Source organism: Ruegeria sp. AH7 (assembly GCF_056541325.1).
The window spans coordinates 191,460-217,732 of record NZ_JBQFYF010000004.1 but is presented as its reverse complement, the minus strand read 5'-3'; the positions used below and the strand labels follow the sequence as shown (position 1 = coordinate 217,732).

Genomic DNA, 26,273 nt, shown 5'->3' with positions numbered 1-26,273 from the left:
TCGCAAAAGTCAAGCCGACGCTCGCTTCGCGGGCGTCGAACAGAAACTGCTGTCTAAGGACAACCGACATGAAGTCACTCAAATCAACGGCCCGCCGGAGCGGGTTGCCCAACCGTGTGCGCGCGCATGAAGATGTTCACCTCCTCCCATTTGCGATGCGAAGGGCTCTGGCTCAGCCTTACGGCGTCGGACCGATAGCCACGATACCGACTCCACCGGAGCAAACAATGCCAGAGGAGAGGCCCGCAGGCCGGACCGTCAGCCTGCGTGGGAACAAAGGCAGCGCGAAAAGCGCAATTTCATTGTCCTTGCCAGAGGCCAATGTTTTCATTCGCGAGCGGGCGGAGTCACTCCTAGAAAAGTCCTGTATTCAAGGTCTAGCCTCTCGGCCAGATTTTTTGGATTTGCAAACTCAGGTTGGCCCGGTCACCTACCGTAGCGCAAGTGGCTCGCTCGCTGAGCACTTCATCGATATAGTTTTTACAGATCTGGCCGGCTGTAGAACTGCGTTTCTGGTCAAGCCATGGCATAGAGCATCAAGTCAGAGATTTAGGGGGATCGCAAATGCGGTTGCTCGTGCGGCGGTCCCAAACTATGCGGATGAGGTTCGCATACTCACGGAAGCGGACTTTGCACGTTCAGATGCAACAAACGCATCTATGTTCTTGCAGTTTTCGCGGTTTCCCGACCCAGAAGCCGATCAGGCGCTATCCGAAGCAGCATGCTCTTTCGAAGGCGTCTTCACAATCGACAGGCTGATCCGTGGAACCGGTTTCGGCGGAAGGGCATTTCGATCGGCAGTGAAGGCAATTTTTCGCGGTGAACTGACCCTCAAGAGCTTTGGCACGATAGATCGCTGGACACTCGTGGCGCGGGAGGCAGTGGCATGACGCGTCTTCGAATTAGTGCAGGGACCACCATCACTTTAGGGGGTCATGACCACCGTTACCTCGGCCAAAATAAAGATGGTTTACTGCTCGGCAGAACCGATGACGAGCACCACCGTGAGCTCATTCCCGTCCCTAGGCTCCTGTCACTCATCAAGTTGGAAACGGCCGAGCTTCACCAGCCTTCCTGTCCACCTCAAAACGATCTTAGAGGTTCAGCGGACCCGGCTTCGATTATGACCCTTCTCCCGACTGAGGAGTTCCGCAAGACGTCACATCGGTGGGCTCTCGTGTGCGCCGTGTTCAGCTTAGCCGCCGAAAAGAAGGTCTCCTTCACGGATCGGAGCTTAGCAGAGAACCAGCAGGAGATCCTCGATCGCGGAGAACAGCTTCTTCGCAGAAAGGCGATCTATCGGGCGTGCGATCAAAAATTGAGCCTTGTCTTTCCAAGCACCCGGCAATTGCGGCGTTGGTGCAAACGGTGGCGCAGCAGCAGTGGCTCAGTTTTCTCACTCGTCAATCGCCGGAGTGTTACCAGAACCGTCTCGAAAAGGTGGACCCCTGATCAACGTCGGTTCCTTGATCGGGCGTGCGAGATTTATCTAGAGCCGAAATGCCAGCACATCGGCATAGCAATCCGCCAAGTGCAGCGCGAACTGCAGCAGGAAAACGAGAAACGCAGCACGCACGGTGAACCAGAAATCGGCCATATCTCTCAGCGCGCATTTTCAAATGAAATCAGAAAATTGGATGCGTATTTGGTCGATCTGGAAAGGCATGGCCGCGATTTTGCCTTGAGTAAGCATTCCGTGTCAGTTCCGACAGAAAACCCACCTTTCGTGGGTGCACGGATCGAGATTGACGCAGTACGTATGGATATCATGACCCTGCTCACCGAAATGGGTGTGGCGGGGCGCATGACAGCCGAACAACTGGATGCCGTGCCTCGTATCCGAGTTACAGTGATGATGGCTATCGATGTCGCCTCTCGATGTGTTCTCGGACTGTACATCTCTGAAAATGAAGACACGGCGGCGGCTATCCGTGCGCTTCACCTTGTGACAGTCGACAAATCGAGTTGGAGCCAAGCCGCCGGGTGTAAACGCTCTTGGAACCAATCTGTGGCGTTACACGATGTGTTTTCTGACGCTGGGTCAGCTTTCGCCAATGAAGTCCTCATGCGCGCCATCGCGGCGGTTGGTGGCAACTTAAACATCCTCATTGCTGGCGCGGCACGGTTGCGCGGCTCATGCGAACGGGTATTCCGAACCATCAACCAAGGTTTCCTGCCGCTCCTCAGTGGGCGCACTTTTGGGGATGTTATAGAGCGCGGTGCCTATGATAGCGAGGCAAACGCAGTCCATACGATCGATGATCTAACCAACCTGCTAATTCGTTTTGTCGTCGATGTTTATCATGAAACTCCAACCTCTTCACTTGGTGGTCTCTCGCCAAGAGAAATGTGGGATCATCTCGTCGACGAAGCGGGTCTTTCACCCTGCCCATCTCCCAAGAAACAGCGCCTTGCCTTTGGGTTTTGCGAACAAAGGGTAGTCGACACTGACGGTGTAAAAGTCGCTGCTATTCCCTTTAACTCTCGCGAACTGCAAACTACTGTGCCGCGGAAAGGCAAGACAAAATTCAACGTCTATGTGAACCCACTGGACCTTGGGGCCGTGACGGTCGAGGTGAAGGGAGAATTCATCGACGCCTTCGCTCCTGACCCAAAATTTCGAGGGGTCACACTCGATGAATGGGTCGATGGACACACGTGCATTTGGCCGACTGGAAGATCGTCGAAGGATCAGCCGGTGCAGGTCGCCTTGGAGGCCATCGATAGCATTCGTCAGAGCGACAACGCTGCGCGAACCCGGCGCGGACTAACGTTCAACAGTGTATCGGCAGCTGGCTTCAAGGAGGTTGAACGTAGGCGCTATTTCGGACTTTCGCTTGTTGAGGCAATGCGTGAAGAGGAACAACGCTCCTCTCTACTAGACAAGGAGCTACCTGGACGACCGGCGACACGGCCGGGCGCGGGTTCCAACTCGAAAACAAGGATTAATAGCAAAGACTGCGACACGTCGTGGTGGGATGGTGACGATGAGAGTTGATCGCACCGTCGCTAGCCTTCGCCGTATATTCATTCCCCATGCGGCATCCGATGCGGTCTCTGACGAGTTAGATAGGCTTTTGAGACAGCAGTTTGCCTCAGAAGTGCTCGGGCACTTTGATGAGGCTGGAGGACTTGTTGTCATGGGGCCGTCGGGCTCGGGCAAAACAACGGCAATCAAACACGCGATTGAGCAGCATAAGCTGCTCACCGAGGCCCAAGAAGACGGTATTCGGCCTGCGGTCTTTGTCCGGGTTCCCGCACCTGCGAGTATCAAAGACTTGGGTGCCGCGACACTCAATGCGCTTGGCTGGACAGTTCAAGTTCCATCGCGGTGGTCCGCGATGGAACGATGGCGACGCGCGCAGAACCTGTTGCACGATTTTCGTGTGCGGGTCCTGCACTTTGACGAGGCTCAGCACCTCGCCATGGGCAAACAGAAGGAGCTGCAAGCCACCAACGACGCACTGAAGAGCCGTCTTCAAGATCCTACTTGGCCGGTTGTCGTAGCAATATCGGCGACGCTCGAATTCCAATCAGTGCTGTCTCAAGACACCCAACTGTTAAGGCGTGTGGTCCCCTTAACGATTGAACGGATGTCGCTGGCATCGGATCGAGATGAAATCAGAGACGCCTTGCAGGTATACGTCCAAGCCGCAAAAGTTTCACCGTCCGACAGCATAAAGTCCCACGACTTTTGCCGTCGACTCATGATCGCTGGCGATCGGCTATTTGCGCTGACCTGCAGAATGATCGTCGATGGCATCGAGGAAGCTCTCCGCGAAGGAGCGGACGAGTTGCAAATCGAGCATTTCGCTAACGCGTTTCGCAGGCGGACTGGTGCAATGGACGCCCATAACGCTTTCGTTGCGGACGACTACCAAAAGTTGGATATCTTTTCGATCCTCGACCAACGAAGTGAGGATACCCGGAAATGAAGATGCAGTTGCCGAAAGGCGTCGAAACGTTTCCCAACGAGCCCTGCTTTTCGTTTCTCCTGCGCCTGGCTGAACGCAACGACATCTCTGCGTTTGAGCTGGCTTCGGTATCAGGAGCACGCTGGCCGAACGTAAAGATTGGCTCCCATCAAGCGGTACGCACGAGCGCTGCGCTTGCCGGAATTGGTCCCTACGCGCTCAGACGAGCAACACCTCGCCTGATAGATAGACGTCTATACGGTTTCGTGGGCGCGACATTGCCGGACCGGCTCATGCGATCTGCTGATCTGAGGTTCTGTCCGAGCTGCGCGCAGGAAGATGTTTATGCTGGGCATCCACCCTACATCAGATCGGAATGGTTGCTGCGGGCTTTTAGAGTTTGCCCGATCCATCAAACACCTTTGATCGATTTGTGCAGCATCGACCATCTCAAATACAACTACCTCAGCCAAACGATCGCAAGACGCTTGGAGGACCACAGGCCTGGGCAAAACACGCTCCCTGATCGTCCAGCTTTCGAGCAATACCTGACCAGTCGTATAAACAGGGTCTACACAACGCAAAAACGATGGGTGGACACGCTGTCACTCGAGTCACTTATCGAGTCAGCTGAACTGTTCGGCGCGCTTTTTAGGTTTGGAAAATACAATAAACCGGAATTGAGCTTCGATGACTGGGTGGCTGCCGCGGAACTTGGTTTCTCTATCCTTGAAAACGGGAAAGATGAATTGTTTCAAAGGTTGGCACACCACACAACACGAGCCGAGAAACGGTCACTGATCGGCTATGCCCAATGCTTCGGCCAAGTCTATGCTTGGCTGAACAAGAACCGAGAAGATCCAAGACATAAGGAGATTGTGTCTACGGTTCATGAGTTCGCTGAAAGGAGCTTGCGAACCGAGCATTTGACCACGTTCCTCGGGAGACCACTTACCCGTATCGAGGGTTGTTCGGTAACGCGCCTTGCGGAAGTCTTCGACATTCAACCCAAGCGGGTTCGCGTTTTTCTCGCCAGGTCGGGGGTTGAACCGATAGGTTCAATCGACACCATTATGGGTCAAGTTGTGCTGTATCCAGATGACCCTGCTCGACAGGCCGTACGAAAGTGGTTGGACTTAATTGATGGGCAAGAGGCGCGACAGCTGCTTGATGTCACGCGGTACACATTCAACAGCTTGGTCGAGCACAAAATCGTTCGCCAACACCGCTTCGAGAATCTTCGAGGTCCAAGGTACTCGACAAGAACACTGATTTCATTGCGCCGAAGACTCGAGAGGCTACCGAGCGACAAAAACGAGCAAGACTACGATGTTATCCGCGACCGCTTGGAAAACCTCAGTTCAGCGGCTCGACGAATACCCTGCGAAATCGGGGAGCTTTTTCGGCTACTCTTGCAAAATGAGTTATCTCGCTTGTCGGTAACGCCGAAAGATCAGGGCATCCCAGACATTCAGATCTGCATCAATGAAGCTAAAGAACGGCTTCAGCTGCCAGAACCGCCGGGACTAACGGAGCAGGCCGCTGCCGCGAAGCTTCAGCTGTCGGTCCAAGCCGTTCAATCTCTACGAAAGGCTGGGCACCTCGCGACAATCCAAGGACGTAACCCGGAAACGCGAAAGTTGCTCAAACGGATCGATGAGACTGGCGCGAGCGAGTTTGCTAAGACCTTCGTTAGTCTGTTCGCCTTAGCAGATCTAAACGGCTTGTCCCGGACGGCCGCGGCTAAGTTGCTAGAAAGCCTGCATTGCCCAGTTGCTATCTCCGTGGCCAAGTCGCCCAAGTTCTTCCGGAGATCCGATGTAGCCAAGACCGAACTGACACATGAGTTTGCCGCGCCAAATCAGTCCGGCAAGCCCTCGATTGTAACATCATGGCCCCATTGAAGCTTCGTTCGACAGGGCTCTTTGTTTGCAACGCCTTGGACAAAGTGGGTGAAAAAGAAGGACACTTTGATTTCGCCGACGCGATTTGGCATGATGTATTTCAATGACTTACAGTGGTATTATGGACAAAGTGACCGCGTCTCTTCAGTTACCCTGCTATCTAGGTGATGCTGTCCTCACTTTGCCCGCAGTTTTGGTTCGCAGTAGGAGGCAAAACGATAGCCCGGTATTCAAGTTGTTCTTCGACCTTGATCAGCTACAGGTACGCGGAAACGCCTAAGTGCGACACAAGGTGAAACGCAGCCTGCCCAGCAAACCCTTTAAATGGCTCCGAACCTGAAAAGGTTCGGAGCTTTGCGATTGCCCCAAGCGCTTCTGAATACTGCGTTTCTATGAACTTCACATCATTCAACCAGCCCGAAAATTAGACGCTCCTATTAAGCGTTCCAATCAAACGCGTGCGAAGAGCTTGAACATTCTGGCTAGATCGTGAAACTTCTCTCATGAGTGAATATTTTGATGAGATGTTCAACGGCGACGGATCGCTCAGAGGTCCGTATGAAGAAATCGGCCGTTGGTTCAACGCTGAAGACGCATCAAGATTGCGGGCGAAACAGCGCGAAGCCGAAGAAGTTTTCAGGCTGACAGGGATTACTTTTAACGTCTACGGCAAAGCCGAAGCCGAGGAACGGTTGATCCCGTTTGATATTGTGCCACGGGTCATTTCTGCGCGGGAATGGCAGCGGCTGGAGCGCGGCATCGAACAGCGGGTGCGGGCGATCAACGCATTTCTCCACGACATTTACCACCGTCAGGAAATTGTCCGGGCCGGGCGCGTACCGGCTGAGATGATTGCCGGAAACGAAGCGTTCCTCCCGCAGATGCTTGGTGTCTCACCACCCGGTCAGGTCTATACGCATATTGTTGGTGTCGATTTGGTGCGAACCGGTCCGGATGAGTTCTTCGTGCTGGAAGATAACGCGCGCACACCGTCCGGGGTGAGCTACATGCTCGAGAACCGGGAAACGATGCTGAAGATGTTTCCCGAGCTCTTTAGCGCCACAAACGTTCGGAACGTTTCCGACTATCCACGCAGTCTCAGGCGGTCTTTGGCGGCCTGCGCTCCAACTTGCGCAGAGGGTGAACCCACTGTCGCTGTCCTGACACCCGGCATATATAACTCGGCCTATTACGAGCACGCGTTTCTTGCGGATCAGATGGCTGTCGAGTTGGTCGAAGGGCATGACCTACGCGTTGTCGACGGACGCGTCTGCATGCGCACTACGAAAGGCTACAAGCCTATCGACGTTCTCTATCGTAGGGTCGATGACGATTTCCTGGATCCACTGAACTTTAACCCCGATAGCGCCTTAGGCGTGCCGGGCATTCTGGACGTTTATCGCGCAGGCGGTATCACAATCGCCAACGCGCCCGGAACGGGTATTGCCGATGATAAGGCGATCTATTCCTACATGCCCGAGATCGTAGAGTTCTACACAGGCGAAAAGCCTCTGCTTCAAAATGTTCCCACCTGGCGCTGCAGCGAGCCCCAGTCTCTGTCCTACGTGCTGGACAATCTGTCTGATTTGGTCGTGAAAGAAGTGCACGGGTCTGGCGGCTACGGAATGTTGATCGGTCCAACGGCCAGCAAAAAAGAGATTTCGGCTTTCCGCGACAAGCTCAAATCGCGGCCCACAAACTATATCGCCCAACCTACATTGTCGCTTTCAACGGTTCCGATTTTTGCACGTTCGGGGCTGGCGCCCAGACATGTCGATCTGCGGCCGTTCGTCTTAGTGTCTCCCGAGGGGATCAAGATAACGCCTGGCGGTTTGACCCGCGTGGCGCTCAAGAAAGGGTCGTTGGTCGTGAACTCAAGCCAGGGCGGCGGGACCAAAGACACCTGGGTTCTGGAGGACTGACCATGCTGGGAAAAACTGCCGGTGGGCTGTTCTGGATGGCTCGGTATCTGGAGCGTGCGGAAAATACGGCCAGACTGCTTGAAACAGGACAAAGGATGGCTTTGACCCGCACCAAGAACTCAGCCGAGGAATGGGGCTCGGTTCTGAAAACAGCCGGTGTTCTGGATGGGTACCATGCGAAATACGAAGACATCTCAAAAGACAATGCTGTGGATTGGATGCTACGCGATGCGGATAACCCATCTTCGATCAAGTCGGTCATCAAACAGGCGCGGAATAATGCACGCCTTGTTCGAACTGCCCTAACACATGATGTCTGGAGTGCGGTAAACTCGACCTGGATGCAATTGGATGAGGCTATGAAGCGGCGCGTGAATGAAAGGGATTTGCCTGCGACGCTGGAACTTATTCGGCATCAGGCGGCCTTGGTCCGCGGGGCAATACTGGGGACTATGTTGCGCAACGACATGTTCGACTTCGTTCGCCTCGGAACGTTTGTCGAGCGGGCCGATAACACAGGGCGCATTCTGGATGTGAAGTATTACGTGCTTCTGCCCACCGCCTTCTCGGTCGGTTCATCACTGGACAACATCCAATGGGAAAGCATCTTGCGCTCGGTAGGTGCGGGCGGTGGGTACCGAATGACCCATGGCGACAAAACACGGCCGTCTGATATTGCCCAGTTTCTGATCCTGGACCAACGTATGCCACGCAGCCTTCATTTTTGTTGCAGGAAACTGCAAGAGAACCTGTCTTACCTCAAGAAGGACTACGGCTTTGCCGGACCTTCGTGTGAGGCATCAAATGCTCTCTACGAAAAATACCTAGATCAGAAAATCTCCGATATCTTTGAGCTTGGCCTCCATGAGTACATTCAAGATTTTCTTAACGATCTCGTTGGCTTAAGCCGTCAGATCGAGATTGATTATCGGTTTTACGAGTAGCCAATGAAACTGCACATTCGACACGAGACACGATACGATTTTGACGCGCCAGTTCCCTTTGGTCTGCAACAGCTGAGGAAGACACCAAAGTCATTCCGAAATCAGAACATTGAAAACTGGAACACCGAAATCACAGGCGGGCGCAAAGAACTGACCTTTGAAGATTGCCACCGCAACACTGTGGAATTGATCAGTTTCGAAGCCAATACCCAAAGCATCTCGTTGATTTCCGAAGGCGTTGTCGAGGTGGAAGACACCCATGGCGTGCTGGGGCGTCACGAAGGATCCACTCCATTGTGGCTTTTCGAAAGAAGCACTCCGCAGACGACGCCAGGCAAAGGCGTTGCCGACTTGATCAGAGCGTTGCCCGAAGGCGAACCGCTGGAACAGATGCATGCCCTGTCTGAAGGAATTCGAACTCGGGTCGCGTACGAGATTGGCAGCTCGCATCCGGGCTGGAGCGCTGAGGATGCCCTCGATGCCGGACGCGGTGTGTGTCAGGATCACACGCATATTTTCATTACCTGCGCGCGACAGATCGGTCTGCCAGCACGGTATGTATCAGGCTACCTGATGATGAACGAGACGGAACTGCAGGACGCGACCCACGCCTGGGCCGAAGTGTATCTGAACGGGCTGGGTTGGGTCGGGTTTGACGTTTCAAACGGAATATCCCCTGATGATCGTTACGTACGTGTCGCAACCGGTCTGGACTATGCACAAGCCGCACCGGTAATAGGGAACAGAATAGGGACAGCAGGCGAGCAATTGACAGTGCAATTGCAAGTCGCACAGCAGTAACGGAGAAATTGATGACCTATGCTGTGGGCATGCGGCTGAATCGCGGGCTGGTGTTCATGTCCGACACACGCACGAATGCAGGCGTCGACAATGTTTCCACCTTTAACAAGATGTTCAACTGGACAGTCGAAGGGGACCGGTCGATCACAATTCTGACGGCCGGAAACCTGGCGACCACTCAGGCGACCATAAGCCTGCTGGAAGAACGCACAAAAGCACCGGCAGATCGTTCACCGTCGATCCTGGAAGCACCGACAATGTTCCAAGTCGCACAATTGGTGGCCGCCACGCTGAACGACGTTATCGAAGAGCACGCCCGATCCGGTCAGGAAGCCGACAGCGCCTTTCACGCGACACTCATCCTTGGAGGACAGATCAACGGCGGCCCGTCTCGCCTGTTTCTGATTTACCCTGAAGGTAACTTTATCGAGGCCGGAGAAGACACCCCATTCTTCCAGATCGGAGAGACAAAGTATGGTCGCCCAATTCTGGTACGCGCCTATGATCCAGAAATGAACTTTCCAGAAGCTGTTAAACTCTTGCTTGTGAGTTTCGACTCTACAATCAAGGCAAACCTATCAGTCGGGGCTCCGCTTGACCTGCTTCTCTACGATGAAGACAGTCTTGCAGGTGGTACACGATCCAGGTTCGAACCTGACGATCACTACTTTCGCACAATTTCCGAGGGATGGGGTGACGCGCTGAAATCAGCCTTATCTAAATTGCCTGAGTATGACTCGTAAGAAATCTGAACGATTGAATGCCTGATCCGCACAGTGAGCCACGCGGTTCAGTTTGATGATATACGCGACTAAGTTGCATGTTGTTCTAGTCCCAACAATCGAACTGGCACAATTAGATGAGGCGGCCCGCTAAGGCTGCCTAACAATTGCTATTTTAGCTTACGCCCAATTGATGCCGGGATGAGGTCCGAACAAGGTTCTAAATCCAGATGTTGAAAGCCGCATGACCAATTCGAGGCGACCCAATTGTGGGCCCTGATGTTGTGCAACAGAGCAAGAAACACTTGGTTCAGGATTACCTTTTTCTCGCATTCTCAGCGCGCCAAAGAAGCAGCGCCACCAAAGTTTCCGTGGTTATCGCCAGCCACACCCCAGGACCAATCTCTCCTCGTGCAAACTCGATAGCACCAAGAATAGCCAGACCAATCAGCAGGAATACAATCGCCAACACGATGCTTCGTCGTGTCGGGCTTGGTGGATGTGTTGCGATTGCCAGCATCAGGAAGGCTAAACCTCCAAACATGATGCCAGCGCGCCGAGCGATCACCGCTGACCCTTGTGAAGCGCCAAGTTCAAACAGTTCAAGGACAACACCTGGTGCAAAGATGAGTGCCAAACTCAGCGCTGTGAATAAGCCCCCGCAAATCTTGCATTGATGCGTGAACGAAAGCGCCTGGATCATTTAGGTCAAACCTTGATAGGCCGCGTAGAATAGCCATCCTATCGTCAGGAAGAACACCCACGACAGATGGCGCCCCCGCCCGGCGATAAGGGCGATCAAACCAATCAGCACAAATAGCCCAACGCCACCCAGCAGGAAGGCGGGAATAAACAGCTCGGGCCTCGTCTCGAGTATAACCAACAAAACGGCAAGTGCGAGCCAAAACAGCGACAAGGCATGCCACCCAAACTGCAATGTTAGAACGGTGTTTCGGCGGCTGCCCAAGATGATTGGCAGATCACTGCGGCGGCAGATTGGGTTGATCAAGCTGATCCCACCCAGCACCGAGTGCATCAGCGAAACACCAACAAGAAGTACGGCTGCGATAACAAGCATCTAAAGCCTCACGTCATAGAAACAGGATCAACGCGCACATTGCCCCCAAAGTCAGGATCAGAGGGCTATAGTAGCGGCGGTTGTTGGTGCGAAATGGCTCATAGATGCCGGCGGGTGCGAGATCTGTATACCCAAGAGCTCCGCGAAGTAGAAACACGATGGTTTGCAAGACCAGAAGCCAGAAAGTGATCGGGGCAGGAAAGGGTGAAGGCAACACTTCGGTTTTCACTAAGGGCAAGAGCCCAGCCGCCGCGATAGCACCGGCTGCCATTATGGTGATGACAAATTTTGCACCCTGACTGATCTTAGGATCCAATGCTGGGCCGCCTACCGCGCGCGCGAGCTGATCCTCGGTTGCGAAGGGCCATGGCTTACCGAAAGCCCAAACCAAGTGTAAACATGCGATCGGAAAAAGGATTCCCGCAACGGCAAGAGCCAATACTGTCATAGCATCATGCTCCCGCAGCTACATTCATTCTGCGTTTTGCCCACAATCTTGATTTGTCGCTGGATTTCAGGTGCCACACGCCAAGGGTAGCGCACAGGTACGCCACAGCCGCGACCAAAGGGAATGACATGTGGCATCCGATCAGAACTCAAGCCTTGTGTATACATTCGCTGCGGGCTTTGGCTCGGACGCTCGCCAGAAACGTGCGCTTGCCTCTTTTGAAACCCATTGCTGAAAGACAGAGACTCCTCCATCGGTTTGCTGAAGAACGTCCACCTTCATACAACCCGGTGTCTGACGAAGTTTGCCGACAAGATCTGCGGCTTGTAGCGCAGTACGAACCTGTACGATTTGCAAAACTGGCACAGCCAAGACGCTTGTGGCGGGGCCCGGCCATGCGGCAAGCTGATTTGCCAGACACAAAGCCGGAACCGCGGCAATCACAGAACGCCGTGTCACAGAAACAGTTTCCGCCATTACATCACCATGCGGTCATAGTAAGTGACCTTAGGCGAGCCTTCCATGAACCCCAGCAAGGCAGCCATCACACCGCGTTCTTCGATGAATGCGATATATGCCTGATGATGATCCCGGCTCATCCACTCTTCGTGAATTAAGAAAGCGCGCGAGGCGGGATCGTAATAAAGTGTAACGCTTAGCGCGCCATCAAAGCCGCGCACGTTCGGCAAGTTTTCCGCAAGGAATGAAGACAGTAAGTCAAACTCACCTTCTTTCACTGTCATTTCTAGCGTGACCCAGGTTGTCATAGTTGATCTCCTTCAATGATGCGGAGATGCTGACACCAAACCCCTTAGCCGCGATAGAAAACGCGCCAAGGAAATCGGGATTACAGGTCAATTTCGACGACTGGATCACGCGATATGCAGTCGATGCTGTTTGGGTGTTTCGTGAAACAGGCCTTTGTACGCTTTGATAAAATGCGAGGTGTCCGAAAACCCCGCCTGCAGAGCGATATCTGCTATCGTATCCCGGCTGTTGACAACTTTGTCACGGGCATGCTCAAGCCGTGCACGTCTAAGCCAGACACTTGGAGTTTCACCAAACTCACGCTTGAAATCCCGCTGAAAGGTCGAAACCGAACGTCCCGACAAAGTCGCGTAGTCTGCAATCGACAAATCGGTCAACGCATGCGCGCGCATGATCTGCTTGATATTGCGGCGGGCACGATTGGCATTCTCATGTACCAGAAAGCTATAAAGCTGCCCATCATCATGCAAATGCAGCAGCAAAAGTAGCTCCAGAAGCTTTGCCTTTATAAGCGCGGGTGGGACAGTCAGATCATCATATACTTTTGGTAACGCATCCACATATCCCTGCAGCGAAGGCGAACCTGCAAATAGTGCTGTCTTGCTTTTGGGCGCGGGTGTCAGACCTTTGGACGTTGCCGCGAGATAGTCGGCAATCACCGCGTCGCTAAAGAAAAATAGATAAGCTTCCAACGGGCCATGCGCATCTGAGAAGTCTGAAATCATATGATGATGCCTGGGAACCAATAACGTGTCTCCAGGTTTGACCGTCGTCTCCTCGCCATCCGGGTCAAAGAACGTCTCTTGCCCCTTTAGCACATAGGCAAGGCAGGGTGCGTTCGAAAAAAATTCTGTACCGAAGGCATTTTGGTGCAGAAGCTTGTGAAAGATTCCAGCCCGACCGCTTGCCATAACGGTCTGCGCGCCTGCGAATTGATACAAGCCTTCGGGGATAAGAAGGACATCACTGTTTGATGTCGCGATCGAATTCAGTTGAGCCATTAAGAAGTGCCTCTGCGCGCGGGTGAGCGTAACCTTCGCTGTGTTTTGAGGCAACGGAACACGCGGCGACAGATGGGCGCAGGTGAAAAAGTGAGGAAGCGGCCGGAGGCGCTCAACCGACCACAGCTTTCTTGCCGGATTACATCACGCGTCTCGACCTTGCCTGAGAAACACCGAAAGTCAGAGGCATGCGCACCCTTCCTGCGTATGAAAGCAGCAAACCATCCATCAGTTGAACCAAATGCTGTGCACGGGGCGTTGAAAAACCCCGTGCACTGTTTTCAACCACCAGCGATCTTATGCTGGCCGATGGTAGGGGTATTGTTTCAAAGCGCCTTTCTGAAGATCACTTTGTCGTCCCCTTCAGCCCAGAAATCGCGTATCCGCGCCTCCTTCTCGTAGCCATTTTTTGCGTAGAACCTGCGCGTGGCTGCGAAGTCATCGGTTCCCGAGGTTTCGACGATCAGCATACGTTGTTCCATTTTGATCAAATGCTGCTCCGCGGCTTTGACCAGATGGGTGCCCAACTGATGACCCTGATGCTGCGGATGCACCGCTAAGGCAAGCATGTTCCATGTACCGTCCGCAAGTTCTTCGGGGACGGTATAGCATAGACCAACAGCCTTGCCATTCAGGTGACAGGTCAACCAGAAAGCGCTGGTTTGTTGTGCTAGAAAAGGGGCCAGCATGTCGGGCAGCAGTTCAGCTGGGAACAGCTCTGTCGCGTCCAACACCTGTTGAAGCGCCGGGATCTCTTCGTCTTGTGTTTCTTTGATGACTACATTTTCCATTGTGTGTTTGTCCTATCGATTATCATGGTCAGAACACAGGCCACTGGCAGCGTCTCGATGTGCTGCGGTGTCTGTTTCCGGATGTGTTGAGTGATTGTCTCTCGCCTAGACCTGCAGGGCGAATTGCCGTTCGGTATATCCCCAGACTGGATCGCTCCACCTAAGGTCCGAACAGGCAAAACACGCTGCGGGTGTTTTGAGGTTCTCAACAAAGTCTCTCTTGAGTTTATGTCAACACAAAAGGCTTCCAGCATCGCGCCTGGAAGTTCTTTGGTTCAAATTGGTCCAATCCAGTGGACCTTAGCGGCGGACCGCAATCGTAGACATAAAATCTCCATCACCCGTCGATGCTTGCGGGTGTAGCTCTCACCTAGCGTCGTAAACCCAGTCAGGCAAGTAGATATGCGTAAATGGTCAAAAACTGCTCACGCCTACCAGTCAATGTTCTTTCGAACCCGAAAGAACCCACCTGTCGGGCCACCTTCAGGTAGTGTGGCAAGCCAAATTGCCGTGTCTGCGACGTCCTCGGGGGATCGGTTTGCACCGGCTCCACCCATTCGCGTCCGCACCCGGCCAGGACACATAACATCGTTTAAGCGCGCACTTTATCTCGGGCGTCCAAGAGGTCACCAACGAGATGTGAGACCAGCTTGAGCAAAGATCAGTTCTGATTGCTTGCAACGCGTTCCGCCGCAAGTGCAGGCAGGTTCTCATTTCCCAGTTGTGCACGCAGATTCGCGCGCATGAACGTGATCGAAGAAAGGCAGCAGCTCTGCCCAGGCCTCTGTCAGCGCTTCTGGTGCTACGTCCGATGCCGGTCCTCCGCCATAAGTCGAATAGTCGACATGAAATGGATCGGTCATCAGCTCTTGCACTGCGGCCCAATCACAACGGTCGACCGCAGCAAAGAACCGCGAAACGGTATTGGCAATATCCGTCATCATTGCTCTGCCCTTCATGCTTTGAAGAAATCTGCCACGGCATCTGCCGAAGCGTTGACCACATCAGCGCGGTCGTAGAAGTCGAACTGGGTGACGTCCTCGGCCAACCAAAGCTTCTCTAACGGTGCCTTCGTGCGTGCCTCATAGGCTGCGGCACCGGCAGGCAGTGCGATTGAAGGCGAGCCAACCATGAGGATCGGCTTGGTCAACCGATCTGCCGAGGTCTGAGCATCATAAGTCAGCCAAGGTTTCCAGCTGAGGGCAGAAAACTTGTTGTCGTAAGCGGGGATCAGGCCACGATCTTCTTCGGTATAATATGGCGCCTGATACATCACTGCGGTCTCATCGGTCGAGCTGGCACCCAACAAAATGGTGTCGGCTGCATCCGCCGCCTCACTGGCAGAAATCAGCGCCGTGGTCGCATCTGCGCCACCATAGATACCCTCGGCCATTTCGGGATCGTGCAGCCAAGGCGCGACCAGAGCGAGTTTCGAAAGCCGAGTATCGTCGGCGACCGCCTCGGCCATGTAGCCAGACGACGCACAAATTCCTAAGCCCGAAACGCTGCCGATGTCATCCCGACTGGCCATGAACGTGACCGCGGCTTTGATATCGGCTGTCTTTACCACCGGATCTTCGACATAGCGCGGCGCGCCTTCGCTTTCGCCCCAACCGGTAAAGTCGAACGCCAGCGCCGCGACGCCGCGTGCTGCCAATTCACGGGCATAGGTGCCCGGCATCTGTTCCTTCACCGTGGTCCAGGCCCCCGTAACGATCGCCCCGGGTAGCGCGCCCGCCTTTTCAGCGGGTTGGTACAAAGTGCCTCTAAGCGTCGCACCATTGCTGTCAAAGCTGACTGCTTGGGATGTCACGCCTTTTCGATCAGGTTGGTTTTGCAGGTTGATCGTCGCCATCGGGTCTCTCCATCAAGGCCGTTGTTGATAAGAGATGTAACTGTTCACATGAACTGTGATAATATAGCTATCAACCACCACTATAGTGTATGAAATCGAATAATGAGATTGCCTCTTGGGACCTTGGAAATCTTTGATGCCATCGCCCGCGAAGGCTCGTTCAAGGGTGCCGCCAACCGGCTTGGGCTGCAACCTTCGACGGTCAGCCATCAGCTCAAAACGCTCGAGGCGCAACTGGGTACAGCGCTGATAATCCGCACCACGCGGTCGCTAAGCCTGACAGAAGCTGGCCGGGCCTTGCTGCGCGGCGCTGGCCCGGCGTTTGATCAATTGGCGGACGCGGTCGAGACGGCCCGCTCTGTCGGTCATGCCCCGCGCGGTGCGTTGCGCCTGGCGATGACCGATTTCGTCTACGAGCTCTATGTCAGCCATGCGCTGGAAAGCTTTCGAAGCACCTATCCTGACATCGAAATCGAGATGGCGTTTACCGACGCTCTGACCGATCTGTTGTCAGAAGAACTGCATGCGGGTTTCCGTTTAGGAGACCGTATCGCCCCCGACATGGTCGCGGTCCGGCTCAGCCAGTCTGAACCGCTCGCCGTTTTGGCCAGTCCGACATATCTAGAGCGATGCGGAATTCCAAATACACCAGCCGAACTGCTCAAACATGATTGTATTCGCTATCGTTTTCCCACCTCGCGTCAAATCGCACCCTGGACATTCATTGACCAATCTCAGGACTACACAGTCGAGGTCACAGGACGCTTGATCGTCAATACACTACCAGCAGTCGTTGATCTGGCGCTGAAGGGTCATGGGCTGATATTCACCTTCAGGGATTATTGTGCAGATCAGATCGCACTAGGGACGTTGGTGCCCGTCTTGCAGGATCACTTGGGCAATACGCCCGGCACCTACATTTATTTCCCCCGAGAATACCGCAACATGGTTCCACTGCGATTGTTCATCGATCACCTGAAATCTTCGGTTCTGGACCGGCCATAGATCAGCCCGATAGCGCCTGCGGTAACACGAAAGGAATATCTGTTGGCGGCAGAGTGTTGATGGGTAAATCGATGCCATAGACCTGCTTCATCGTTTCGGTATTCAGAACCTCAGACACTGTGCCCGACATCCACATGCGACCTTCGGACAAGACATAGACCAGATCGGCAAACAGTGCCGTCAGGTTAAGATCATGCATTACAACGACAACGCCGCCGCCTTTGGCCGCGAAGTCGCGCGCGATACCCAGGACGGTGAACTGATGCGCGATGTCCAGGCTGGCGACAGGTTCGTCTAACAGCAACCAACGGGGTTGGTCCTGATCCGTTGCCTCCCAGACCTGGGTCAACACGCGGGCCAGTTGGACACGCTGCTGCTCGCCGCCCGACAGGTTCTGATAAGATCGGTTTTCAAACCCGGCAAGATCGACATGCGCCAAGGCCTGCGATGGCAAATCCCCTTCCGTAGCGGCCAAGCCATTGGACAGTCCTAGCCGTACAATTTCGTGTACGGTAAAAGGGAAGGCCACCGTCGTTTGCTGCGGCAACACACCCCGCATCGCCGCCAATTCCCAAGGGCGTAGCTCTGCAATGTCGTGGCCATTCAGTAAAACGGTCCCCGTGCCCACCAGCTCGCCGCTCAGTGTCTTCAGCAGGGTTGATTTGCCCGACCCATTCGGACCGATGATTGCGATGACCTGCCCGGGTTGGGCTGTAAATTCCACGCCGTGCAGAACCTCTTTGCGTCCCAGACAGACACGAATGTTCTTCGCCTTCATCATTGTTTACATCCCCATCTGCCCGTGGCGTCGCAACAAAATCCAGAAAAAGACCGGCGCGCCCAGTATCGCCGTGACGATTCCGATGGGCAGCTCTGCCGGGGCGACGATAACCCGACTGATCATGTCGGCACATAGCAGCAGCGTTGCCCCCAACAGAGCCGAGTTCATCAATAGCCGGTGGTGATCAGGCCCGGTGCTGAGCCGCAACAGATGCGGCACAACAATACCGATAAACCCAATACCGCCTGACACAGCAACCGCAGCCCCAGTGGCCCCCGCAACCGTAAGAACAGCGATGTTTTTGCAGCGCTGCACCGGGATGCCCATGTGATGGGCAATCGCCTCACCCATCGCCAGACCATTCAACGCCCGCGCCAAGAACTGTGTGCAAATGATGGATGCCAGAATGATCGGGGCTGCCGTTGCAACCTTGGCCCAGGTCACCCCGGCAAGCGACCCCATACCCCAGAAGGTCAGATCCCTTAGTTGCTGATCATCAGCCAGATAAACCATGACGCCTGTCACTGCTCCGAACAATGCAGCCAGCGCGATCCCTGCCAGCAACATTGTTGCGACCGAAGTCTGCCCCTGCCGGGTTGAGACACGATAAAGGATCAGGACAGATGCCCAACCGCCCAGGAACGCGGCAAGTGCGATCAGCCCGTCCCCGACCCAGGCCAGCAATGTCACAGGAAGCAAGCCGCCAAAGACAATGGCCGTGATCGCACCCAGCCCAGCCCCCGAGCTGACACCTACTATACCAGGGTCCGCCAGCGGGTTGCGGAACAATCCCTGCATCACCACCCCGGAGACAGCCAGCGCCGCTCCGACCAAGACGCCCATTGCGAGGCGTGGCAGGCGCACATCCCACAGTACGACCCTGTTGAGATCGGATAGGGGACGCCCCTGGATCAAATCCGCCACGGCCGTGATCAGAGAGGCTTGGGATGCGCCGACAGAAACGCTAATCGCACTGGTTACGATCAGCACTGCTATCAAGCCCAGGGTGATACGTCTGGCGCGAACACGGCGATCCTGAAACTCGATGCGCGACGGTGCGCCGTCCAGCGCCAAGGTCATGATCCGTTCACATCCTGCAACGCCGCCGAAAGGTCAGCGATTGCCTCCGCCGTGCGTGGACCAAAGCCCAGCAGATACGCTCCCGGCATCCGGATCAAAGAGGTGGATCGACCTGCCGGTGTCAACTGGATCGCAGGCAGGGAAAACAGGTCTTCGTCCGAAACCGCATGATTTCCCTGACGCTCCATCATCAGGATCACATCCGGGGCGGTGACGGCAAGCGCCTCGGGCGTAATGGGTTTGAACCCCTCAACCGCGGCGGCGGCATTGATACCACCGGCCATCTTTATGATGCTGTCCGCCTGCGTGCCTGCACCGCCGACAGTTATGTCTCCGTCGCGTGCGTTCAATATGAACAGGACACGTTGCCGATCCTGCCCGGCCAGGTTCTGCGCATTGTTTTCCGCCAATGCCATCTGCTTAGACGCTTGGGCGGCCAGCGCCTCGGCCTTGACCTCAACCCCCAATGCGGCGCCAATGGTCAGGATTTTCTCGACAACCCCATCACGCGAAAAGGTGTCGGCTACGGTGACATAGTCCACCCCTGCCTCTTGCAAGACTTTGATCGCATCCGGCGGGCCGGACCCCTCCAGCGCCAAGATCAGATCGGGCTCAACCGACAGCACGCCTTCGGGCGACAAAGCCCGGCGATAGCCCACGTCCGGCAATTCAAGCGCGGCTTTCGGATAGGTTGAGGTTCGATCACGGCCGACAAGCCTGTCTTGCTGGCCCAGCGCATAGATGATTTCCGTCACCGAGCTGCCAATGGCGATAATGCGTTGGTCCTCGGCCAGTGTGGTACCGGCAGACAGGATCAGCGCCGCGATAAAGGCGATCAGGGTTCTCATTTCGTGACCTCTTGTTCCGACAAAGTAGGCAACCCATCAACCAAAGCGTTCCAGGCCGGGCGGTGATCGGTTTCACCCGAGCGACGCCCGAAGATCTGAAAGATCAGCGCGCCTTCGGCATCGAACACCTCGACCGATACGGCCGGGCCACGCTGCGTGGGCTTGTTCACGGCCCAAACCTCGGCAATGTGATCGGTGCGCAGGTGTAGATTGAAATGCGGATCAAGCACGTTGAACCACGGACCCATCTGTTTCAGCGTTTCGACCGGACCGCCGTGAATTTCGATACATCCCCGGTTGCCGACAAAAACCATCACTTCAAGGTCTTGGTCGCGCACTTGTTCGAACATTCCGGCGACAATATCGGTTTGCAGTGGCCGCGTCAGCGGTGCGCCTGCGATCCGATAAGCCCCCAGCCGGTTCATCTTGAGCTTTGAGGTCAGGCGCATGAACTGATGCGTATCGGTCATCTTAGCCCATTCGCTGCGCAGGATATCAGCTTTCTCGGGGTTGGCCTTAGGTGTCTCGGTCGCATTGCGCGGCTCAACCGATAGGGTCTGCGATTGATCCTCTGACGCCAGCGCCCGCGTCAGATGGGCCCAGTGATCCAAATCCGATCCTTCACGCAGAAAAATCTTATGCACGGCATCGCCGGCCGCATCAAACACCTGGATCGAGCGGCGCGTTCCCGCCTCGGTCTCACGCTCAACCGCAAAGGCATGTTTCCAGTGGCTGGGGAACATCCGCAAATCAATTGCTTCGGTCAGCACCATCGCAGCATGAGAACCCGAATGATAGTTGTCGTATTGACCAACTTTTTCGATGACACAGGACGGGTTGCGCGTTAGCGCCATGACCTCGCCCAAACCGTTCAACTGACCAAACAAATCATCCAGATTGGCCGATATCCGGGTCGCCCCCTGCCCCACAAACGCTGCAACCAGCTGTCCTTCGGTCAAGCCGAGCGATTCCGCCAAGTCCCGATCCCGCTTACCCGCCTTGTTGACATAGGCCTCGCGGATATCCTGAGGGGCCATAAGCACCTGTTCCATAGTCGGTTTCCCATCTTTTGGTGGTTTTGAAGATGCTGGCCCGGTCACTGACGCCGTCAGTGACCCGCTGGCAAAGACTGCATAAACAGTCACGAAATTTGTTGACTGTTTTAGTAAGCTTTATTAACGAGCACAAGTCATCGTCAAATGACGATTCTGAAAGACACTAAAAAAGACTGACTAAGCCAGCGGCTTGCAAGCATTTCCAGTCCTTACACATGCATAGGGGGACAGATATGCGTGCACGAATCTATAAGGCAGGCCTGCTAGGTACTGCCTCTTGCCTAAGTTTGATGACAGCCGCCGCCTGGGCTCAGGAACAGGATGACGGTTTCCTGGGTACGCTGGAGCTGGGCGAAAGCAAGCGGGAAATCCAGACCGACACGGCAGTGCCAATCACCAATATCGATCAGGAAGAGATCAATGACCGTCAGGCGAACACAGTCGCCGAACTGATTGATACCGTACCTGGCGTGACACTGGTGAACGGCTCGACCCCGCAAGGGTCTGGTATCAATATCCGAGGCTTTGGGGCCAACGGGACTTTCGGCACCGATCAGAAAGTTCTTATCCTGGTCGACGGCGCCACCACCGGCGCGGAAGAGCTGTATCGGATCGGCAACCAGTTGTTCACCGATCCACAGCTTTACAAAAGCGTATCCGTGATCCGCGGCACTGTTGGTTCCTTCGAGTTCGGTTCAGGCGTTGTCGGCGGTGTGGTGCAGCTGGAAACCAAGGATGCATCCGACTTCACAGGCGGCATTCCCGGCGTCAAACTGCGCCAACTGCTCGAAGCGTCTACGAACGGAAATGGTTTTGTCTCGTCCTCGATCCTGGCCTGGCAACCAAATGAACAAACCGAGTTCCTGTTGAGCTACACCTATCGGGATCAGGACGATCAGGAAGATGGAAACGGCGATACCATCGGCAATAGTGAATTCACGCTGCCGTCCTATCTGATCAAAGGTAAGTACAGTTTTGGCGACAATCTGGAACACTCGATCACGGCGTCCTGGAACAACTCGACTTCGGACGAGAAAGATGTGCCTTACGACTCGTTCAGCGTCACGGCTGACGCCTTTGGCAATGTGGATCGACGGATTGAAAACCGGGTTGCCATACTGCGGTATCAATACCAACCGGCTGGAAATGATCTGGTCGATCTGGATGTGAACCTCAGCTATTCCGACCAGAGGATCGACAACACCTACATCGCGGGTTCATCCCCTCTGGAAGGGTCTCCGTTTTTCCCATCGCTTCTGGACCTTGCCGAGGCCGAACAGCGGTACGAGACAACAAAGCTGACAATCAAGAACACGGCCTATTTCCAAACCGGTATCGCGTCACATGATCTGCGCGCCGGGATCGAGTTCATTGATCGCGATCGCTTGGATGGCGGTGATGCTGCCCCCGGCGGGACAGATCGTCGTTTCGCACTGTTTGCGGTTGATGACATCAATATCGGCGACAGCCTGACCCTCACGCCGGCGATCCGTTACGAGAAGCAGGATATCTCGGGCGATTCAGATGCGACACCACCGCTGAGCGCAAGCTATGACAACGATGCACTGATGGGTGGCCTGTCTGCGCGGTATGAGTTCAGCAATGGCTTTGCGATCTTTGGCGGCGGAGCCTACACAGAAAACCTTCCGATCATCGATGACCTTGGCACGCCGTTGCTGATGAAGCAGCCCGAAAAGTCGCGGACATGGGAAGCGGGCTTTTCTTATAATGCGGGTGATGTCTTTGCCGCGGGCGATGTCATGCGCGCCAAGGTAAATGCCTATGAGACGACCTTGTGGGACATCACATCCTACCGCGACGTGGACAATGTCAAAGCTCGCGGCGTGGAAGTTGAGGCCTCATACGCAAATGCCGGTGGTTTCTACATGGATTTCAATACCAACATCGTCCACGCGACCGAGTCGGATGCCGGTGTCGAAACCCGGTGGAGGAACGAACCTGCCGACACGGCTCGTCTGACTGTCGGCCAGCGCTTTGGTGAAACGCTGGATGTCAGCTGGGAAATCCTTGGATCCCGTGCCGGGTTCGATTCGTCAGGCGATCCTTTGGGTGGGTTCGGCGTGAACACGCTCCGCGCCAGCTACTTCCCGCAAGAAGGGGCTTTCAAAGGCTTTGAATTCTATGCCGGGATCGAAAACATCCTGGACAAAGACTACCAGGGCAGCCTCTCGTCGCGCCGCGCACCCGGCCGGAACTTCAAGTTCACCGTCGCCAAAACCTTCTGATCTGACACACGAAAGGACCATCATGAAAATCGCATCATATAGAAATGCTCGGCTGGTCCTGCTGACCCTGCTCCCAATTCTGGGGGCAGGGTTTGCCAGTGCTGAAGAGCCGGAAAAGCCCAAGGGCATTTCGATCGAGCTCAGCTCGGCCGAAGACAAGGACCAAAGCTGCATGGTCAGCTTTCTGGTCGAAAACTCCTACGACATAGATATCGACGGCGCGATCTACGAGACTGTGCTGTTCGGTGCTGACGGCAAAGTTGCCTTGCTGACCCTGTTGGATTTCCAAGACCTGCCCGCCGGTCGCCCGCGCGTGCGTCAGTTTCAGTTTGCCGAAATGGCCTGCAACCAGATCAGCCGCATTCTGATCAACGGGGCGCAGGACTGCACCCATCAGGGAGATATGCCAGACGCCTGTATGTCGGGCCTGATGCTAAAAAGCCGCCTCGAAACCGAGATGATTGGATAGGCAAATGGATGCGATCTTGCAGAACCTGAAAGGTATTCTGGCACTCGGCGGACCCGTTGTTGCGATCTTGATCGTCACATCAATCGCGACGCTGTCGTTGATCCTCTACAAGCTATGGCAATATCGGGCCGCCGGAGTGGGCCGTCACATAGAATTGTCCCGCGCCATCCAAGCCTGGGATCGTCAGGATCGTGCCAACGCGATGGCGCATCTGGACAAAAGCCGCAGCTATCTGGCCCCGGTGATTGCCATGTCTCTCGGCGGCGATGGAACCGCCTTGTCGGATCGCGTCGATGCCGAGTCTGAGGCCCGGTTTGCCCAGCTTGAACGGGGTTTGAACGTGCTGGACATGGTCGCGCAACTTGCGCCACTTCTGGGCCTATTCGGCACTGTCCTGGGCATGATCGAAGCGTTCCAAACATTGCAAGGCGCAGGCAATGCGGTTGACCCCGCGCTTTTGGCAGGCGGAATCTGGGTGGCCTTGCTGACCACCGCCGCAGGGCTTGCGGTTGCTATGCCAACCTCACTTGTGCTCACCTGGTTCGAAGCGCGGATGACACGTGAACGCATCTTTGCCAATCAGGCCTTGCGCACGGTCTTTGCCCCTGGCCATGCAGCCGACGACTCCAGCACCCTGCCCGAGGTCACCGCCGCGCATGTCGCTTGAGACCCGCCGAAAACGGCGCAGACGCCTGTCGATGACATCCCTGATTGATGTCATTTTCCTGCTGTTGCTGTTCTTCATGCTCACCTCAACCTTCTCAAAATTCGGAGAGATTGAGTTCGCAACCGCCTCGGCTGGCGGACCGGTTGCGGACATGCCGATGCGATTTGTGAAACTGGTAGGGGATCGTGTTCTAGTCGATGGAACCGAGGTTCCGTTGGACACGGTTGCTGCACTTTTAGACGGCGATGCCGAGCAGCTTGCCCTGATCAGCCTTGGTCAGGACGCAACAGCGCAGCAATTGATCGATCTTCTGACAGCGCTGCGCCCCGTTGCGCAGCTACGCACGCAGGTCATCGGATGATGCGACTGAAACCCAAAGCCCGGCGAACTCGCGAACCAACGATTGCCCTGATCAACGTCGTCTTTCTGATGCTGGTTTTCTTCATGATCGCGGGAACGCTCGCCCCACCGCTGAGCGGTTCGGTTCAGCTGGTTGAAACAGAGGATCTTGAGGGGCGAGAGCCGCCGGATGCTCTGGTCATTCGCGCAGATGGGGTGCTTGAATATCGCGGGGCCGAGCTGACAGATGCTGAGGCCTATGTTGAACGCGCCTCAATCGACTTTCCGCTCGATGACGTCCGCCTTGTGCCCGACAGATCGGTCCCTGCAATCCGGTTGAAAGAGGTCAGCGATGCCCTGCGCGCCTTGGGAGCCACGAAAATCTATGTCGTGACCGAGCGGGGTTTGCCATGATTCCCAGATCGCGCGCAATTGCGGCGCTCGCAATCCTGTTGGCCGCCGCCACGCATAGCCTCGCGCTGCATGAGTTTCGCACGGATGAGCCCGTGTTGGTAGAAGGCGGTGGATCTGTTGAAACAGCCGCGCTTGGATCCTCCTTCAAGGATTTCGTCGCCGGAACTGTCCCCTCGACATCGGCTGAGACGCAGCAACAACCGGTCGAGCCAAACCAGCAAGCTCAAAAAGCAGTGCCGGAGACGAAATCTTTAAATAGAACAGCACCATCCGTCACAGGGGCAGTTCCGGCTAAGCCGAACCTAGCAATTGCACAAACCCCACGCTCTCTCGAGAAACCTTTGGTCCAGAAGCCCATCGCCGAACCAGTGACAGCCCCGAAAACGCCACCCGTCCAAAAGCCTGAACCTGAGAAAACAAAAACCGCCGAAACTCCAGCGAAGGCTGGATACGCCGAGCAAGACCGGAAGAAGGGAGCGGCAACGGGCAAGACAGCAAAGGGTGCAGCTACGGCGCAAAGCGTAACACGAACCACCTCGACCCAGGGCAATGCAGAGGCCAGCAACTACGCCGGTCAGGTCAAGCGCAGAATTCTCCGGGCGCGACGCAAAAGCGTGAACATCAAAGGATCTGTTCTGATCACCTTCCGCATTGCAGACAACGGCGCGCTGCAATTGGCCCAGATCAAGCGCAGTTCGGGGTCAAAAAGGCTCGATCAAGTCGCATTGGCCCAGATCCGTGCAGCGGCCCCGTTCCCAGTCCCGCCACCTTCGGCACGACGCCAATACACCTTGGAGATCAAGGGAAAATAGCGCGGCAAGGTGTCCGAAAGCCCCATCACTTTTCCAACGGCTTGATATTGAAGCTTGGCATGCGCCCACCAAAAAGTGTTCAATCGGGGCAGCAAGGGGATCGGCATGCACAAACCGGAGCGTTTCGAAAAGTTTTATTTCGCCAAGGTGGGCATGGGTGAGGCCTGTGGCTGCGCCGAGCGTGTTATCGACGTCTATGAGTTCAATCGCAAAGGTGGAACCCAGTCGAAGCAAGCCCTGAAGAAAGACAAGCGCAAACGTCGGTCATTTCGATCATGGGCAATGAAATACGGGTTGCTCAGCCGGAAGCCTCGGGCTTAAACCTACACCAGAAAAGTCAGGCGCAAACCCAACCGGAGCCCCGTCGATTGGGACCGGATCACCCCGCGCATCAGACCAAAAGGACATG

The 26,273-nt window shown here is 55.2% G+C and carries 28 protein-coding genes; 16 read left to right on the top strand and 12 right to left on the bottom strand.

The window, feature by feature from the left end; all coding sequences use genetic code 11:
- The first annotated feature begins 227 nt into the window (after window positions 1-227).
- The 8 genes from ACR0JX_RS11540 to ACR0JX_RS11505 all read left to right on the top strand — a co-directional run bounded on the left by ACR0JX_RS11540 (window position 228) and on the right by ACR0JX_RS11505 (window position 10,228).
- On the top strand, window positions 228-890 hold the full coding sequence (locus tag ACR0JX_RS11540) for a hypothetical protein (protein ID WP_480543945.1): 663 nt from the start codon (window positions 228-230) through the stop codon (window positions 888-890).
- Window positions 887-2,998: a hypothetical protein gene (locus ACR0JX_RS11535; RefSeq protein WP_480543944.1), complete on the top strand. Its 2,112-nt coding sequence runs from the start codon at window positions 887-889 to the stop codon at window positions 2,996-2,998. The genes ACR0JX_RS11540 and ACR0JX_RS11535 overlap by 4 nt, the downstream gene beginning before the upstream one ends.
- Window positions 2,988-3,935, top strand: coding sequence for a TniB family NTP-binding protein (locus tag ACR0JX_RS11530; RefSeq protein ID WP_480543943.1), 948 nt, complete (start codon window positions 2,988-2,990; stop codon window positions 3,933-3,935). Before ACR0JX_RS11535 ends, ACR0JX_RS11530 begins: the two co-directional genes overlap by 11 nt.
- The gene (locus ACR0JX_RS11525) at window positions 3,932-5,818 is read left to right on the top strand and encodes a TniQ family protein (RefSeq protein ID WP_480543942.1); all 1,887 of its coding nucleotides are present in this window, start codon (window positions 3,932-3,934) and stop codon (window positions 5,816-5,818) included. The genes ACR0JX_RS11530 and ACR0JX_RS11525 overlap by 4 nt, the downstream gene beginning before the upstream one ends.
- A 503-nt stretch (window positions 5,819-6,321) precedes the next feature.
- Entirely contained in the window at window positions 6,322-7,740 is a 1,419-nt protein-coding gene (locus ACR0JX_RS11520; RefSeq protein WP_480543941.1) for a circularly permuted type 2 ATP-grasp protein, read from the top strand.
- A gap of 2 nt (window positions 7,741-7,742) precedes the next feature.
- Window positions 7,743-8,684 carry an alpha-E domain-containing protein gene (locus tag ACR0JX_RS11515; protein WP_480543940.1) on the top strand — a complete coding sequence of 314 codons (942 nt, stop codon included), beginning with the start codon at window positions 7,743-7,745 and terminating at the stop codon, window positions 8,682-8,684.
- Window positions 8,685-8,687: 3 nt separating this feature from the next.
- On the top strand, window positions 8,688-9,485 hold the full coding sequence (locus ACR0JX_RS11510) for a transglutaminase family protein (protein WP_480543939.1): 798 nt from the start codon (window positions 8,688-8,690) through the stop codon (window positions 9,483-9,485).
- Between the two features lie 11 nt (window positions 9,486-9,496).
- Entirely contained in the window at window positions 9,497-10,228 is a 732-nt protein-coding gene (locus ACR0JX_RS11505; protein ID WP_480543938.1) for a proteasome-type protease, read from the top strand.
- A 295-nt stretch (window positions 10,229-10,523) separates the two neighbouring features.
- On the opposite strand, the gene ACR0JX_RS11500 is transcribed toward ACR0JX_RS11505, so the two are convergent.
- The 8 genes from ACR0JX_RS11500 to ACR0JX_RS11465 all read right to left on the bottom strand — a co-directional run bounded on the left by ACR0JX_RS11500 (window position 10,524) and on the right by ACR0JX_RS11465 (window position 16,148).
- Window positions 10,524-10,910 carry a hypothetical protein gene (locus tag ACR0JX_RS11500; protein ID WP_480543937.1) on the bottom strand — a complete coding sequence of 129 codons (387 nt, stop codon included), beginning with the start codon at window positions 10,908-10,910 and terminating at the stop codon, window positions 10,524-10,526.
- Window positions 10,911-11,285, bottom strand: a complete 375-nt coding sequence (locus ACR0JX_RS11495; RefSeq protein ID WP_480543936.1) for a hypothetical protein — start codon at window positions 11,283-11,285, stop codon at window positions 10,911-10,913. It lies immediately after the preceding gene.
- Between the two features lie 13 nt (window positions 11,286-11,298).
- Entirely contained in the window at window positions 11,299-11,733 is a 435-nt protein-coding gene (locus tag ACR0JX_RS11490) for a DUF3995 domain-containing protein (protein ID WP_480543935.1), read from the bottom strand.
- A 476-nt stretch (window positions 11,734-12,209) separates the two neighbouring features.
- A complete protein-coding gene (locus ACR0JX_RS11485; protein ID WP_480543934.1) occupies window positions 12,210-12,500 on the bottom strand; it encodes a putative quinol monooxygenase in 291 nt (96 codons plus the stop codon).
- A gap of 105 nt (window positions 12,501-12,605) precedes the next feature.
- Window positions 12,606-13,502, bottom strand: a complete 897-nt coding sequence (locus tag ACR0JX_RS11480) for a helix-turn-helix domain-containing protein (protein ID WP_480543933.1) — start codon at window positions 13,500-13,502, stop codon at window positions 12,606-12,608.
- Window positions 13,503-13,828: 326 nt separating this feature from the next.
- Window positions 13,829-14,293 carry a GNAT family N-acetyltransferase gene (locus ACR0JX_RS11475; protein WP_480543932.1) on the bottom strand — a complete coding sequence of 155 codons (465 nt, stop codon included), beginning with the start codon at window positions 14,291-14,293 and terminating at the stop codon, window positions 13,829-13,831.
- A gap of 710 nt (window positions 14,294-15,003) precedes the next feature.
- Window positions 15,004-15,237 carry a nuclear transport factor 2 family protein gene (locus ACR0JX_RS11470; RefSeq protein ID WP_480543931.1) on the bottom strand — a complete coding sequence of 78 codons (234 nt, stop codon included), beginning with the start codon at window positions 15,235-15,237 and terminating at the stop codon, window positions 15,004-15,006.
- Window positions 15,238-15,248: 11 nt separating this feature from the next.
- Window positions 15,249-16,148 (bottom strand): alpha/beta hydrolase, encoded by a 900-nt coding sequence (locus tag ACR0JX_RS11465; protein ID WP_480543930.1) that lies wholly within the window; start codon window positions 16,146-16,148, stop codon window positions 15,249-15,251.
- 102 nt (window positions 16,149-16,250) lie between these two features.
- Here ACR0JX_RS11465 and ACR0JX_RS11460 point away from each other — a divergent pair, with 102 nt between their 5' ends.
- Window positions 16,251-17,153 (top strand): LysR family transcriptional regulator, encoded by a 903-nt coding sequence (locus ACR0JX_RS11460; RefSeq protein WP_480543929.1) that lies wholly within the window; start codon window positions 16,251-16,253, stop codon window positions 17,151-17,153.
- A 1-nt stretch (window position 17,154) separates the two neighbouring features.
- On the opposite strand, the gene ACR0JX_RS11455 is transcribed toward ACR0JX_RS11460, so the two are convergent.
- Genes ACR0JX_RS11455 through ACR0JX_RS11440 form a run of 4 tightly spaced genes read right to left on the bottom strand, consistent with a single transcriptional unit; the run spans window position 17,155 to window position 20,914 of the window.
- Window positions 17,155-17,934, bottom strand: a complete 780-nt coding sequence (locus tag ACR0JX_RS11455; protein ID WP_480543928.1) for a heme ABC transporter ATP-binding protein — start codon at window positions 17,932-17,934, stop codon at window positions 17,155-17,157.
- A gap of 3 nt (window positions 17,935-17,937) precedes the next feature.
- On the bottom strand, window positions 17,938-19,014 hold the full coding sequence (locus tag ACR0JX_RS11450) for a FecCD family ABC transporter permease (RefSeq protein ID WP_480543927.1): 1,077 nt from the start codon (window positions 19,012-19,014) through the stop codon (window positions 17,938-17,940).
- Window positions 19,011-19,862, bottom strand: coding sequence for a heme/hemin ABC transporter substrate-binding protein (locus ACR0JX_RS11445; RefSeq protein ID WP_480543926.1), 852 nt, complete (start codon window positions 19,860-19,862; stop codon window positions 19,011-19,013). The genes ACR0JX_RS11450 and ACR0JX_RS11445 overlap by 4 nt, the downstream gene beginning before the upstream one ends.
- Window positions 19,859-20,914 carry a hemin-degrading factor gene (locus ACR0JX_RS11440; RefSeq protein ID WP_480543925.1) on the bottom strand — a complete coding sequence of 352 codons (1,056 nt, stop codon included), beginning with the start codon at window positions 20,912-20,914 and terminating at the stop codon, window positions 19,859-19,861. Before ACR0JX_RS11440 ends, ACR0JX_RS11445 begins: the two co-directional genes overlap by 4 nt.
- A gap of 236 nt (window positions 20,915-21,150) precedes the next feature.
- Here ACR0JX_RS11440 and ACR0JX_RS11435 point away from each other — a divergent pair, with 236 nt between their 5' ends.
- From ACR0JX_RS11435 to ACR0JX_RS11405, 7 genes are all read left to right on the top strand, one after another.
- Window positions 21,151-23,163: a TonB-dependent receptor domain-containing protein gene (locus tag ACR0JX_RS11435; protein ID WP_480543924.1), complete on the top strand. Its 2,013-nt coding sequence runs from the start codon at window positions 21,151-21,153 to the stop codon at window positions 23,161-23,163.
- A gap of 22 nt (window positions 23,164-23,185) precedes the next feature.
- Complete coding sequence (locus tag ACR0JX_RS11430) at window positions 23,186-23,632, top strand: hypothetical protein (RefSeq protein WP_480543923.1); 447 nt, start codon at window positions 23,186-23,188, stop codon at window positions 23,630-23,632.
- A 4-nt stretch (window positions 23,633-23,636) separates the two neighbouring features.
- On the top strand, window positions 23,637-24,299 hold the full coding sequence (locus ACR0JX_RS11425; protein ID WP_480543922.1) for a MotA/TolQ/ExbB proton channel family protein: 663 nt from the start codon (window positions 23,637-23,639) through the stop codon (window positions 24,297-24,299).
- The gene (locus ACR0JX_RS11420; protein ID WP_480543921.1) at window positions 24,244-24,660 is read left to right on the top strand and encodes a biopolymer transporter ExbD; all 417 of its coding nucleotides are present in this window, start codon (window positions 24,244-24,246) and stop codon (window positions 24,658-24,660) included. Before ACR0JX_RS11425 ends, ACR0JX_RS11420 begins: the two co-directional genes overlap by 56 nt.
- Complete coding sequence (locus tag ACR0JX_RS11415) at window positions 24,657-25,052, top strand: ExbD/TolR family protein (RefSeq protein ID WP_480543920.1); 396 nt, start codon at window positions 24,657-24,659, stop codon at window positions 25,050-25,052. The genes ACR0JX_RS11420 and ACR0JX_RS11415 overlap by 4 nt, the downstream gene beginning before the upstream one ends.
- Window positions 25,049-25,864, top strand: coding sequence for an energy transducer TonB (locus tag ACR0JX_RS11410; protein WP_480543919.1), 816 nt, complete (start codon window positions 25,049-25,051; stop codon window positions 25,862-25,864). Before ACR0JX_RS11415 ends, ACR0JX_RS11410 begins: the two co-directional genes overlap by 4 nt.
- Window positions 25,865-25,969: 105 nt before the next feature.
- Entirely contained in the window at window positions 25,970-26,185 is a 216-nt protein-coding gene (locus ACR0JX_RS11405; protein WP_480543918.1) for a hypothetical protein, read from the top strand.
- Window positions 26,186-26,273: the final 88 nt, after the last annotated feature.